Here is a 14,507-nt window from a genome sequence, read left to right on the forward strand (position 1 = left end):
TTTAGAGCTTCACTTTTATTTCCTTTATTCTAAAAGCTTGTGTTCTAAGTAGATTTTGAAAAATACGAACAATTCTTTCTTGGTTTTCCTCAGGTATACGCCCTCCTATAATCCAATTCTTCTTAGCGTATTTGGTACTTTCCAAGTTGAACTCGGCCATTAAGCATTCTAAAGCTTCTTCGCGAGTTTCGTCGTTCATTTTACTGAACATTTGTTTAATATTTTCGGTCATTGGTGGTTTTGGTAGTTTTCAAAAATAAATAAAAAAGTCTTTCAGCTGACTAAAAAAAATAAATAGATATTAGCATTTTGATAACAACTTAATGTTTACTTGATATTAATTTAAAATAATTAAGAAATTTAGACCTCACTTTTGCAAACCATAGAAAATAGCTTAGGTATAATAATATCTAATGTTTGTTGACCAAATTTCTTCTTTATATAACTATTTATGAGACTTTTAAAATTACCAATAGTTTGCTTATTGTTCATTAGTGTATATGCGGGTTATACACAAGAATTTAAAGTGCATTCCCATAACGATTACAAGCAAAATATTCCTTTTTGGAAAGCTTTGGGAGCAGAGGTGCAATCTGTTGAAGTTGATGTGTTTTATAAGGACGGAAAATTATTGGTAGCACATGAACAAAATGAAATTCAAGAAAACTCAACCTTAGCTCGACTTTATTTAAATCCCCTTCAAGAGGCTATAGCCTTAGGGTTGCTTAACAATAAATCTTTGCAATTATTGATAGATGTAAAGTCAAACGCACATAAAACGTTAAATGCTATAGTTGCAGAATTGAAAGAATACCCAGCAATCATTAACGCCGATAATGTAAAAATTGTTATCTCGGGTAACCGCCCAGATTTGAAAGAATATATTGATTATCCTGATTTTATTTTCTTTGATTATCAGAGTTTGCAGCCTGTAAACAATACTGAAGTGCTTAAAAAAATTGCGTTGGTAAGTTTAAGTTTTAAAAACTATTCTGAATGGAACGGTAAAGGTAGACTTACTTCTCAAGACTTTATAAGTGTTACTGAAGCTATTAACAAGGCACATGCTTTAAATAAACCTTTTCGTTTTTGGGCAACACCAGATTCAAAATCTGCTTGGAAGGCTTTTGTTGACATGGGTGTAGATTATATAAATACGGATATGCCCAATGAATGTGTTACATATGTTACTTCCTTAAAAGACAGAGTAGTGCAAAATTCTGTTTTTTCTAAAGTGTATTATCCAAATTTTAAAGTAGATCAAGCAAAAAGGGTTCCAAAGAATATTATTCTAATGATAGGTGACGGTAATGGGTTAACGCAGATATCGTCTACTGTTTTAGCAAATAATGGAGAATTGTCCTTAACGCAATTAAAAAGTATAGGTTTTATTAAAACACAATCTGCAGATGATTTTACCACAGATTCTGCGGGTGCAGGTACAGCGATAGCTACAGGGAAAAAAACAAATAATAGGGCAATAGGTACTAATAAGAAAGGTGCGACTATTCTCAATCTTACAGAAATATTATCTGAAAAAGGTTTTTATACAGGGGTCATTACTACTGATGAAATTACTGGGGCAACACCTTCTTCTTTTTATGCGCATAGAACGGATAGGGGTATGGCGGCAGAAATAGCCTCTGACTTAAAAATCTCTAAATTAAAACTGTTTATCTCTCAGCCAACAAAAACGGTGAAGCATATAGAAGATGCCGGTTTTGTAATGAATACCGATATAAACACTATAGGCGCAAGTGTAGATAAAAAAATAGGAGCTTGGTTTGATCATTCCAATGAAAACGTGACCGAATCAAATGTCCAAAAATTGGCTTTGGCCACCAAGAATGGAATTTCATATTTGAATAAAGAGAAGCCTTTTTTCTTAATGGTAGAAGGTGCAAAGATTGATAGTTATGGTCATGCCAATGATATAAAGGGTGTTGTTACGGAAAGTATCTCTTTTGATAGGGCGGTATCAGAGGCTATAAAGTTTGCAGATGAAGATGGTAACACCTTGGTAGTGGTTACAGCAGATCACGAAACTGGCGGGTTGACCATACCGCAAGGTAATATTGTTAGGCATGAGATTGAGGCGGATTTTACTACTCATGACCATACCGGCACTATGGTCCCTGTTTTTGCTTACGGTCCCATGTCACAGGAATTTCAAGGGGTGTACGAGAACAATGAAATTTTTGATAAATTATTAAAGGTGTTGAAAATTGCTGTTAAAAAGTAATTTGCAGAGCACTATCCGCTCATTAGCTTAAAGAGATCATTTTACCTAATGTTTACAATGTTATAATATCACTTCAATTAATTTATAGGAGCTTTGTGAACTATGAAAGTGGAGGGAATAGATAACGGTAGTATTGAAAATTTGGTTTTGCGTGTAAAAAAGTCGGACCAAAAAGCATTCAATATATTGTTTACAGAGTTATGGGGTCCAATGTATTCCTACGCTTGTTCTATACTCATGAATGACAGTCTAGCCCAAGATGTGGTGCAGGATATTTGGGTAGATTTTTGGCAACGAAGACTAGATTTGGATGTCAAGTTTTTAAAATCTTACCTATATAAATCTATTCGTAATAAATGTTACAATCATTTACGCAATCAAAAATTCAATAAGATTCAGTTAGAGGTTGCACATACATTGTCTATAGCATCAGATGTGGATCAAAATGATGATGTCATTGAATTATCTACCAGAATAAATAGTGTTATATCAAACCTTCCAAAAAGATGTCAGGTAATTTTTAGACTAAGTCGAGTAAACAATATTGACAATAAGGAGATTGCCAGTAAATTAGACATTTCCCAACGTTCTGTAGAGAATCAAATTTCCTATGCTTTACGTCAATTACGTAAAGAACTTGCAGTGGCAAAAACGTTGTTTTCCTTTCTTTAGTTTCTTTTTCATTATCTAAAAGTTAAGTGAACGGTTGCTTTGTTAAGTAACCATTAAGCCTGCTTTTTTGAGTGTGCGTACCCCGTCGGTTTCGGTACTTGTGATTGTAACAATAGTATAATGACCGAAAAAGAAGTAAAAATACTCATGAACAAGTACCTAAATGGTACAATTACAACTACAGAAGAAAAACTTTTAGAAAAGTTTGATGCTTCTCTAATGCTTGATAAAGAAGGTCATGTATTTAAAAATGATGATCATAGAAAACAGGTAGGGAAAAAACTGCTGAAGAGAATACATGACAAGCAAAATAGAAAGTCGGATAAATCTTGGGTGAAAGTTGCTGCAGCTATTGCGATAATAATCAACCTAGGGGTTTTAACATATTTAGGGTTAAATACAGAAAATAAAAAGACGGTTACTGTATCACAAATAGTTGAAACTACAGAATGGGGTCAACGAAAAGATTTTGTGTTAGCTGATGGTACAGAGATAAAATTGAATTCGGGAAGTACAATTTCATTTCCAGAGAAATTTTTGGGCAACACCAGGGAGGTCACCTTAGTGGGCGAGGCCTTTTTTAATGTGGCAAAAGATAAGACCAAACCTTTTATCATAAAATCCGGAGATTTAAGCACTACGGTTTTGGGCACAACATTCAATATTAATGCATACCCTAAAAGCAATGATATTTTGGTAACCGTTGCTACGGGTAAAGTGCAAATTGGAGCTAAGGATAATACGGTGTTCTTGTTGCCCAATGAACAGGGCGTATTTCATAAAAAATCTGATAGTATTTCAAAAAACGATGTTGATACCAATAGTTTAATCAATTGGCAAAAAGGACTTTTAACGCTGAATGATATAACAATGAAAGAGGCGCTTGATGTTTTAGAGAAGTGGTACGGAGTCACTTTTGTAATTCATGATGATACGCCGTTAGATTGCCATATTACCGCTTCGTTCAATAATGAAAGTTTGTCCAATGTTTTAGAAAGTATCACTTATGTGAAAAAGGGTTTGTCTTTTCAACCCTTGAAGAACAGTACTATTCTGATCAAAGGAAAATGTAGAGATAATGACTAACAAACCAAAAACCAATTATGATGTAGACCTAAACCTAAAAAAGTAGACAGCCTGTAACACTTTGGCGAGCTAAACAGACTGTCAATTATTTAAAGATTATTTATAAAAAAACAACCATTAAACATTATGTGAAATTATGAATTTGCTAACTAATAAACAATTTATCAAGTTGACATTCAATACGTTTTGTCTCCTTATGATCATGGCGATGCTGAATCCCATACTTGCAGCTGACCTTAGGGGCCAAAAATTAGAAAATTACAAAGTGGATATCGCCGTTGAAGGCGCTACGGTATTGGATATTTTAACCAATATCGAAGATCAGACAAATTTTAATTTTGTGTACGATCGCAAAGTAGGTAAGCTTAAGAATACCTATAGTGTAGCTTATGAAAGCGTGTCTTTACGATCCGTTTTAGAGCTAATGGCCAAAGATGCCAATTTAACCTTTAGAAGGATTAATAACACTATTTCTATTACCGTAAAACCAAAGGTTTTCAAAAGAGTGGTAGAGGTTGAGTTTTTGACCGTTAATGGTACGGTTACCGATCAGGGTGGTGTTCCATTGGTTGGTGCTACGGTACTTGAAAAGGGAACTTTAAACGGGGTCACAACAGATTTTGATGGTAACTTCACAATTGATGTTAAGAGCGATGCTGTATTGGAGGTATCTTATTTGGGCTTTACAACGCAAGAAGTTGCCTTGCAGGGCCAAACCACAATAACTGTTCAATTGGTGGAAGATGCTACGCAATTAGATGATGTTGTTGTTGTGGGCTATGGTACTCAAAAAAGATCGGATGTTACGGGATCCATTGCATCGGTTAAAAGTGAAAACTTCAATAAAGGGGTAGTTGCCAATCCTGGTCAATTATTACAGGGTAAAGTTGCCGGTGTAAACATTACTTCGGTAAGTGGTGAGCCTGGCGCTTCACAAAATATTGTTATTCGTGGTATTGGTAGTTTTAGATCGGGTACTTCGCCTTTGTTCGTAATAGATGGTTTTGTCATAGATAATACTTCTACGGGTGTGGCATCTAATACTTTAAATTTCATCAATCCTCAAGATATTGAATCCATGGATGTGTTGAAAGATGCATCTGCTGCCGCTATTTATGGGGCACGTGCTGCAAATGGGGTTATTGTGATCACTACTAAAAAAGGAAAAACCGGTAAAACGGAAATGAATGTTTCGGTTTCTACGGCTTTTGCAACATTGGCCAATAAAATAGATGTGTTTTCTGCAGATGAGTTTAGAAGACAGGTGCCAGCTGTTGGTGGCACTTTGGTAGATGGAGGCGCAAATACCAATTGGCAAGATGAGCTTACACAAACAGGTATTTCTAAAAACGTAAACTTTTCAATGAGTGGTGGGGCATCTGATAAATTCAATTATTATGCTTCTGTAGGGGTTGACGATCAAGAGGGTACGTTTGCCAATAGTTCTTTAAAAAGATATTCTGGCCGTTTGAACTTGAATCAAAAGGCTTTGGACGGTAAGTTGAATGTAGATTTCAATTTATCCGCTTCTAGAACTTTGAACAACAGACCAGATGCTGGTGCTACGGTTGCAGATATGTTAGGGCTGAACCCTACAATACCTTTATACACAAATGGTGAACCCACTTTGTTAGATGATAATAGGTTAAACCCAATGATTCGTAATGAAATCTATGCAGATGAGTCTAATAGTAACCGTATTTTGGCGAATATTTCTCCATCTGTAGAGATTGTAAAAGGATTAACGTACAAACTTAATTTGGGTGTAGATTATTCTTCTACAAATAGAGATCAACAACGTGCACCGTATGCCTTGTTAGAAGATTTAAATCAAGGGTATTTAAATAGTTGGATCACTACTAACCAGAATACACAGGTAGATAACACGTTGACCTATACATTTGAAAAAGGAGATCATGGAGCAACAGTTTTGGTTGGTCACTCTTACCAAGAAGTGTTCTTCCAACAAAAGAAATTTGAGTTGCAAAGTTTTGCGGATAATGGTATTGATCCAAGATATCAAGATCAGATCAGTAGCCAAGAATTTCCCACTAGTTTGTTCTCTACGGCAGAGAAAAATGAATTACAATCTTTCTTTGGTAGGGTAAATTATGATTATCAAGATAAATATTTATTGACTGCCACCATGCGCGCAGATGGTTCTTCAAAATTTGGGGAGAACAATAAGTACGGTTATTTTCCTTCTGTAGCCTTAGGTTGGAATATAAGTAAAGAGAATTTCCTGTCAGAAAGTACTATTGTGAACAACCTAAAGCTACGTGCTAGTTGGGGTCAAACGGGTAGTCAAGAAGGTATAGATAATAAAGTGTCATTGGCAAGTTATATTGATAGCAAAAGTGATAATGATACTTATCCTTTAGATGATAGTGCTACTACATTAGATGGTTATCCATTTGGTACGGTACCTGCTCGTACTGCAAATCCTAATTTAAAATGGGAAGTTGCCACCCAGACCAATATTGGATTGGATTATGGTTTCTTGAATAATAAAATTACGGGTACGGTAGATTATTTTAATAAGGTAACTACAGATGTAGTATTGTTTGCCAATAGAGTGGATCCTATTCAACCAACCGAGAAAATATGGACCAATCTTGAAGATTTGGAAATACATAACTCCGGTGTAGAATTTGCGTTGAATTTTAGAACAATGATCGGTGAAGATTTCTCTCTTAATGTAGGTGGTAACGCTACCTTCATTAAAAATGAGGTTACTGATTCTCCTTTTGCCATTATTACTACCGGTGCCGCACAAGGTGGTGGGCAAACTGGCGCAACGATCAACGGTTATTTGAACAATGAGGCTATAGGTACCTTTTACATGAAAGAGTTTATTGGTATTGGTGATGACGGTTTAAATCAATTTAGAGATGTAAACGGTGACGGTGAAATTTTAGATGATGACCGTATTGCTGCAGGTAGTGCCCTGCCAGATTTTACTTATGCCTTCTATTTGAATTTTGATTATAAGAATTTTGATTTAGGATTTAATTTTAATGGGGTGTCCGGTAATAAAATTTACAACCACACCGCAATGTCCTCATTCTCAAAAGGACAATTGAGTAGAAATTTGAATACTACTGATTTCGCTATTCAGTTTCCAAACGAAGATGTTAATAATTCCAATGAGGTATCTACCAGATATTTGGAAGACGGTGCTTACCTAAAACTGAACAATGCTACATTGGGATACAACCTTTTGGCCAGTAAAATTGGGTTAGATGATTATGTGAACGATATACGCTTTACGCTAACGGGTCAAAATTTATTCATCATTACGGATTATACGGGCTACAGTCCAGAAGTAAACACAGGTAGTGAAATAGATGGTATACAAACTTTTGGCATAGACCGGTATACTTACCCTAATTCAAGAACCATCTTGTTTGGTTTAAATGTATCCTTTTAACACAAAAAAATCTATCAAAATGAAAAATAAACTAATTATATCATCACTGGTTCTGGTCTCTTTGTTGACATGGAGCTGTACTGATCTAGAAGAAGAATTATTAGATGAATCATTAACAGGTGCCCAGGCAGAAGTGATTAGTGGGGCTATTGCACCCGCTTACGGTTATATTTCTTGGACATGGAGGCATACCAATTATTATGGTCTACAGCTTATACCATCAGATGAGGCAATACTACCTTATAGAGGAGGAACGGATTGGTTTGACGGTGGTAAGTTCTTGGCGGCTCATAGCCATAATTTCACCCCTACTAATGATTTGGTCGCTAGTGGTTGGAATGAGCTTACCACGAATATTTCAAGAACCTTGGCCGCCATTGAAGTACTTACTCCATTAGCGGATGAGGGAGATGCGGAAGCGGCAGGGGCATTGTATGAAATGAAAGCCTTAAGAGCGTATTTGAACATGTTATTGCTAGACAGTTGGGGTATTGTTCTTAAAAAAGAATCATCTGAAGAACTTTCAGAGGTTTTAAGAACACAAGATGCCATAGACTATATTGAGAGCGAGTTGTTGTCTGTTGTTGATGTGATCAATGATGATAAAGGATCTGGTAGAATGTCGCGTTCTGCTGTATATGGTTTTTTGGCTAGATTGAACTTGAACGCTGCCGTGTACCGTGATCCTTACGGTACGCCTAATTTCACGCAGGCAGATATGGACCAGGTAATCACATATACCAGTAATATTATAGATTCCGGAAACTTTTCTTTATCTCCAGAGTATTTTGAATTGTTCAATGATGAGAACCATTCTAACCCAGAATTGATATTTGCTTTAGATCAACGTGGTGTATTGACCCAGGAACATAGTCGTTGGGCATATTGGTCTATTGCGGGGTCAATGTTTCCTAGACCTGAGTGGCCTAGTGCCGATGGTACTGACGGACCTGCCGTTACTTCTGATTTTTATCAAACGTGGGTAGATGCCTATGGAGATGTTGATCCTGCGGATGCAGATGCCCGTTTCTATCAAAAAAACACCTTGGTGCCAGATGCTCAACTGGCAGATTTGGAAGGGCGTGAAAAATTATTGGAAACTGAGACCGAAGATAGTTTTTACTGCGTACAAGATGTTGCTTTTGAAATGGATAGAGGTATTCTTCGTGGTATACAATGGGGACCTAGAAAAGGTGATGACGGCCAGTTTCTTACCTGTGAAGACGGTACTATTAAAATTTTACCGGTAAGACAGATAAAAGGAAATGGTCCTTCTCGAGATATAGGGTACGTAGATCACACTTTGGAAATAGATTTTACCAATGAAGGATCTTTGCATAATACGGGCTACAGGGCATCTAAGTATCAATTCAGCCGTACCTCACCAAATGGTAATGGTAACAGTAGTGTTGACTTGGTGTTGATGAGACTTGCCGAGGTGTATTTAATGCGAGCGGAAGCCAAATTAAGAAATGGCGATGCTGCAGGTGCATTGGCAGATGTAAATGTGGTAAGAACTTCTAGAACGGCACGCCCGGAACAAACGCCAGAACCTTTAACTGCAGTAGATACGGATATCATATTTCGCGAGCGTGGTTTTGAATTGTATTGGGAAGGGTTTAGACGAGGAGATCAAATACGTTTTGGAAAATATGAAGATAGCTGGACAGAAAAAACGGATACAGATGTAAATCATAGATTATTCCCTATTCCGCAAAGTGCCGTTGATGGTGCTTCTGGTATAGATGGTTTCTTGGCTCAGAACCAAGGATATTAATCGAAAACTAATTTTAATTGGAAACGGTAAGAATGTTAATTCTTGCCGTTTTTATTTCCATAAATAATATACGATGCGAAAAATTTTAATTGCTGCAATACTGTTACAATCGGCGTGTACTTCACAAACAGCCATAATTAAAGAAGAAACAAATGTGTCTGCCTCTAAAGAGGAAGCTCCGGTAAATATAATTCTCATGATCGGTGACGGTATGGGTGTTCCTCAAATTTCTACAGCTTTTTATTTTGAAGATCGAACTTCAAATTTTGAACGGTTCAAAAGTATTGGATTTCATAAATCGTCTTCTACCAGTCATTGGATTACCGATTCTGCTGCTGGTGCTACTGCATTTTCTATTGGAGAGAAAACTTATAAAAGGGCAATAGGTGTTTCGGCAGATACGGTTCCAAAAGAAACGATTTTAGAAAAATTACAGAATAAAGGCTATAAAACAGGACTTATAAGTCTAACATCTATAACCCATGCCACACCGGCTAGTTTTTATGCCCATGTAAAAGATAGAGATTTGCACGAAGAGATAGCCGAGCAATTGGCAGTCTCTAATGTTGATTTTTTTGCAGGTGGAGGAAAGAAATATTTTAACCAGCGTAAGGATGCTAAAAACCTATTTTTAGAATTGGCAAATAGGCAGTATAATGTTGATACTTTGGCATTGACAAAGCCCAATGCGTCTACTAAAAATGCATTTATTTTAACCGAGGAAGGGTTGCCGTCAAAAATAGATGGTCGTGGTGATTTTTTGAAAGAGGCTACAGAAAATGCACTGCATTACTTTGATCAGGCGAACCAGCCATTTTTTATGATGATAGAGGGGTCTTATATTGATTGGGGAGGTCATGCCGAAAATGCGGAAATGGTAATCTCTGAGGTAAGTGATTTTGATCGTACGCTGGGTGCGGTTTTAGATTTTGTAGAAAGTCATCCTAATACCTTATTAGTGGTCACAGCAGATCATGAAACTGGCGGAGTAAGTGTTGGTAAATTTTATGAAACAGATAAGGAAAGCGGTAAGAAGACAGAGGTGCCACAAAAGGTAGGTGTGTATTTTAATACCGATCAACACTCGGGCGAATTAATTCCAGTATTTGCTAAAGGGAAAGGTGCTCATAACTTTCAAGGGATATATGAGAATAGTGAGATTTATCATCACATGATGAAAGTGATTATGGAGAGTGAATGATATTCAAGGAAACTAAAATAAATGGTATGGTCTTTATTTTATTAAACTTTTGAGATTTTGCTATTTGATATATAATAATCCCCTCAACAAACCAGAGGTTTAACTTATTCTACCACTTTTTATAACCATCTAATAACATTAAAAAAGTTACTAATAGTAAATAAATACTGAATTTTGAGGTAATTATTTACTATTAGTAAACAAATGTTGCGTGTTTAAGATTTCTAAAATTAATATGGCCGTATTGTTAAATGGAGCTTTAGCTTCGTTCGGACTTTACTTTTGTATGTATGCTTTTAGAAAGCCTTTTTCAGTAGCCACATTCAATGGTCAAATGTTGTTTGGTATCGACTACAAAATTTTGCTCATTTTGGCTCAGGTTTTAGGGTATATGCTTTCTAAATTTATTGGTATTCGGGTGGTTTCTGCATTGCAGGTACAACACAGGGTAGCCTATTTAACGGGCATGATCTTATTTGCAGAATTGACATTGGTACTATTTGGTCTGCTGCCAAGTCCATATAATTTCATACTTTTTTTCCTTAACGGACTTTCCTTGGGTATGATTTGGGGCATTACGTTTTCTTTTTTGGAGGGTAGAAAAATGACCGAGATATTGAGTATTATTCTATGTTCTAGTTTTATAGTGTCTAGCGGTGCCGTAAAATCTGTTGGGTTGTGGTTAATGACCACCTATGTAATTTCCGAATTTTGGATGCCTGCGGTTACGGGAGCCCTATTTCTTCTGCCGTTTTTCATTTGCCTGTATTTTTTAAACAAATTGCCTCCACCAACAGCAGAGGATGTTAAACTCAGAAAGAAAAGAAAACCAATGTGTGCAGCGGATCGTAAAAAAGTCTTCAGCAAATTTTCTTTTCCGATTATAATTTTAGTGGTCTTTTATACCGCGCTTACCGCGTTACGGGATTTTAGGGATAATTTTTCTAGAGAATTATGGGACAGTGTGGGGTACGCCGGTGATGCTTCTATTTATACACTATCTGAACTTCCAATAGCATTTTTGGTGTTACTTGTATTGGGGTTGTTCGGGTTGATAAAAAATAACTTTAAGGCTTTTATGGGGTTTCATTTCTTGTTGATACTGGCAAGTGTGCTGGTAGGGGTTTCTACTTTTTTATTTCAACAAGGCGCCCTTCAGCCTGTGTATTGGATGGTGTTTATTGGTTTTGGACTTTATGCCTGCTATGTGCCGTTCAATTGTATCTTTTTTGATCGGATGATCGCCACTTTTTCTATTAAAGGTAATGCTGGTTACCTTATTTATATTGCAGATTCCTTTGGTTACTTGGGTAGTATGGCAGTACTACTTTATAAAAATTTTGGAAGCCCAAATAGTTCTTGGCTACAGTTTTTCATGGGTGCTACCTACTGTATTGCCTTTTTGGGTGTAGGTGTTTCTATAGTATCTATGTTCTATTTTCAAAAGAAATACAAGCAAAATAATTCTAGTATCCATTTTAAAATCCCCATGATTAATGGCAGATATTGAGTATGATTTAGTTGTAGTTGGTGGTGGTGTGTTAGGTACTTTTCATGCCTATCACGCCATGAAAAAAGGGTTAAAAGTAGCTTTACTTGAAAAAGATGCTATGCCAAAAGGGGCTACAGTTCGCAATTTTGGACAGGTGGTACCCTCTGGTATGAATACCAAATGGCAACAATACGGTCGTAAAAGCTTAAAGATATATAAGAAGATCCATGCTAAATTTGATATTTCGGTACGGCAAGAAGGATCTATTTATTTGGCTTCTAACGATGATGAAATTCAGCTAATTGAAGAGTTGAAAGAAATTAACCGAGCCAATGATTACACTTCTATTCTTTTTACAAAGACGGAATGTCTTAGAAAATACCCAGGATTAAATGAACGGTACGTAAAAGCTGGCTTATTCTTTCCTGAGGAAATTACTGTAGAACCTCGCACCATGATCGGTCGTGTACATAAGTATTTAAAGAAAAAAGGGGTAAGCATTTTTTATAAGGCTAAGGTAATTGAATGCAATGCGCTTAATAATGAAGTAAGCACTCAATTGGCAAACGGTAGAATGTTGATGTCTGCAAAGGTAATTATCTGTAATGGTAGCGATTTTAAAACGTTGTATCCAGAACTATTTTCCACTAGTGATTTAGAGGTTTCTAAGTTACAGATGATGAAGACCAAATCACAAGGTGATTTTAAAATTAGTGGATCTATTTTAACGGGACTTTCCATTAGAAGATATGAGGCTTTTGCTGAGTGTCCGTCTTATTTAAAGATCAAATCCAAAGAACCAATGGATAGTCTTGAGAAAAAATGGGGAGTACATATTTTATTTAAACAAGCTAAGGATGGTGGGGTTATTCTTGGGGATTCTCATGAATATGCAGATGCGGACAATATTGATGATCTTGGGTTCGACTTAAATATGGATATTGATGATCTAATGCTAAAAAGGGCCAAAGAAATTTTTAACCTGCCCACCTATAAAATTGAGCAGCGCTGGTTTGGCATGTATTCTCAATGCAAGAATTCTGATATTTATGAGCGCACCATTGATAGGAATATTCATATTGTTACCGGTATTGGGGGTAAGGGAATGACCGGTAGTGCAGGTTTTTCAAAACAGAACATTCAACAAATTTTTAATATTTAACATGCATACAATTAAATTGGCCGTATTTGATATGGCAGGTACTGTTGTCAATGAAGACAATGTAGTATATAAGACTTTACAAAAGGCGATCAATGAGAGAGGTTTTCAATTGACCTTGGATTTTGTGCTGGAACATGGTGCCGGTAAAGAAAAACATCAAGCAATAAAAGATATTATTAAAGCGGACATCGGTAGTGTTGATACAGAAATGGCAGCTTCCATTTTTGAAGATTTTAAGGTGTTGCTTAATGAAGCATACCATAAGCTAGAGGTAGGTAGTTATGAAGGTGTAGAACAGATGTTACTGTCATTAAAAGAAAATGGTATTAAGGTAGCTTTGAATACAGGGTATGATAGTAAAACCGCCCAGTTATTATTAAATAAAATGGATTGGACCGAAGGCAAGCAGTATGATGTTTTGATAACGGCAGATGATGTAGTTCTTGGTAGGCCTAATCCAGATATGATCGTTGAGGCAATGATGAAACTTAACGTTCATGATGAAGAACTGGTGCTAAAAGCCGGTGATTCCATAATCGATATTGAAGAAGGTAAAAATGCCAATTGTGGGGTTACAATCGGGGTGACCACTGGTGCACATACCAGACATCAGTTATTAAGTGCAAACCCAACCCATGTTCTTGATAGCTTAACCGAATTAAGGCAGTTGTTATTACCATCTTAAAGGATGAAAATAAAATAAAAAAAAGCCACTGATCGTGGCTTTTTTTATTTGTATGTTTTGGTTGGTTATATAAAAAAGTAAAGTACTAACATAGTTGCCGTATTGTTGCTCCTGTTTTCTGGGACATGGGCAATTCTACCATCAAAAAATATAGAATCTCCTTCTTTGATCAGTACCTCCTCTTCGTCTATAATATAGTAGCATTCACCTGAAAGCATGTATTTGAACTCATAGGCATCGGTCTTTACCTTGTCTCTTTTAGAGTTGGGGTGTACGTGTAATAATACGGCTTCAAAACCTAGGCTATTAAGCTGTTTACCAAAAATAAGCGAATAAGAAAATCCAATAGCATCGTCTTCTTTTTCTATAAAGGTATTATCCTCTTTTCTAGAAACAATAAAATTGGCTCCGTTAGATTGTGGTAGTCCGCTAAAAAAATCGGTCACTTCAATATCCAAGGAACTTATAATTTTTAATAGTACGGGTAAAGAGGGAATTGTTCTACCATTTTCTATTCTAGAAATAAGTCCTGCTGTTACTCCGGCGCGCATGGCAATTTCACTAATAGTCAAACTCCCGTTTTTACGAATTTCTTTGATCCGTTTGCCAATTCCAATAAGGTAATCATCCATTGATAAGTGTTCTCCTACAAACATAATGAAAAATAAAATGTATTGTTTTTTGGTAGGTGATACAGCTGTAATCAGCCATGGTGCAGGGGCTTAACATAAAACTTACATTTTGCATATTTGTAAATAAT

Annotated in this window: 11 protein-coding genes; 9 read left to right on the top strand and 2 right to left on the bottom strand. The window is 36.2% G+C overall.

Annotated elements, in window-relative coordinates; genetic code table 11:
- Position 1: 1 nt before the first annotated feature.
- The gene (locus YQ22_RS12175; protein ID WP_058103767.1) at positions 2-232 is read right to left on the bottom strand and encodes a hypothetical protein; all 231 of its coding nucleotides are present in this window, start codon (positions 230-232) and stop codon (positions 2-4) included.
- Between the two features lie 219 nt (positions 233-451).
- On the opposite strand from YQ22_RS12175, the gene YQ22_RS12180 reads away from it, so the two are divergent.
- From YQ22_RS12180 to YQ22_RS12220, 9 genes are all read left to right on the top strand, one after another.
- Positions 452-2,242, top strand: coding sequence for an alkaline phosphatase (locus YQ22_RS12180; protein ID WP_071341413.1), 1,791 nt, complete (start codon positions 452-454; stop codon positions 2,240-2,242).
- A gap of 102 nt (positions 2,243-2,344) precedes the next feature.
- Positions 2,345-2,914 carry an RNA polymerase sigma-70 factor gene (locus YQ22_RS12185; RefSeq protein WP_071341414.1) on the top strand — a complete coding sequence of 190 codons (570 nt, stop codon included), beginning with the start codon at positions 2,345-2,347 and terminating at the stop codon, positions 2,912-2,914.
- Positions 2,915-3,034: 120 nt separating this feature from the next.
- The gene (locus YQ22_RS12190; protein WP_071341415.1) at positions 3,035-4,000 is read left to right on the top strand and encodes a FecR family protein; all 966 of its coding nucleotides are present in this window, start codon (positions 3,035-3,037) and stop codon (positions 3,998-4,000) included.
- Positions 4,001-4,136: 136 nt separating this feature from the next.
- The gene (locus YQ22_RS12195; protein ID WP_071341416.1) at positions 4,137-7,430 is read left to right on the top strand and encodes a SusC/RagA family TonB-linked outer membrane protein; all 3,294 of its coding nucleotides are present in this window, start codon (positions 4,137-4,139) and stop codon (positions 7,428-7,430) included.
- Positions 7,431-7,449: 19 nt separating this feature from the next.
- The gene (locus tag YQ22_RS12200; protein WP_071342575.1) at positions 7,450-9,207 is read left to right on the top strand and encodes a RagB/SusD family nutrient uptake outer membrane protein; all 1,758 of its coding nucleotides are present in this window, start codon (positions 7,450-7,452) and stop codon (positions 9,205-9,207) included.
- A 73-nt stretch (positions 9,208-9,280) separates the two neighbouring features.
- Positions 9,281-10,408 carry an alkaline phosphatase gene (locus YQ22_RS12205; RefSeq protein WP_071341417.1) on the top strand — a complete coding sequence of 376 codons (1,128 nt, stop codon included), beginning with the start codon at positions 9,281-9,283 and terminating at the stop codon, positions 10,406-10,408.
- 235 nt (positions 10,409-10,643) lie between these two features.
- Positions 10,644-11,918, top strand: a complete 1,275-nt coding sequence (locus YQ22_RS12210) for a DUF5690 family protein (RefSeq protein ID WP_071341418.1) — start codon at positions 10,644-10,646, stop codon at positions 11,916-11,918.
- Positions 11,905-13,062, top strand: coding sequence for a TIGR03364 family FAD-dependent oxidoreductase (locus YQ22_RS12215; RefSeq protein WP_071341419.1), 1,158 nt, complete (start codon positions 11,905-11,907; stop codon positions 13,060-13,062). The genes YQ22_RS12210 and YQ22_RS12215 overlap by 14 nt, the downstream gene beginning before the upstream one ends.
- A 1-nt stretch (position 13,063) precedes the next feature.
- Positions 13,064-13,747, top strand: coding sequence for a phosphonatase-like hydrolase (locus tag YQ22_RS12220; protein ID WP_071341420.1), 684 nt, complete (start codon positions 13,064-13,066; stop codon positions 13,745-13,747).
- 65 nt (positions 13,748-13,812) lie between these two features.
- On the opposite strand, the gene YQ22_RS12225 is transcribed toward YQ22_RS12220, so the two are convergent.
- Complete coding sequence (locus tag YQ22_RS12225; RefSeq protein ID WP_082642945.1) at positions 13,813-14,379, bottom strand: helix-turn-helix domain-containing protein; 567 nt, start codon at positions 14,377-14,379, stop codon at positions 13,813-13,815.
- Positions 14,380-14,507 lie beyond the last annotated feature (128 nt).

Origin of the sequence: Maribacter sp. 1_2014MBL_MicDiv, assembly GCF_001865655.1 — a bacterium.
Classification (GTDB): Bacteria; Bacteroidota; Bacteroidia; order Flavobacteriales; family Flavobacteriaceae; genus Maribacter; species Maribacter dokdonensis.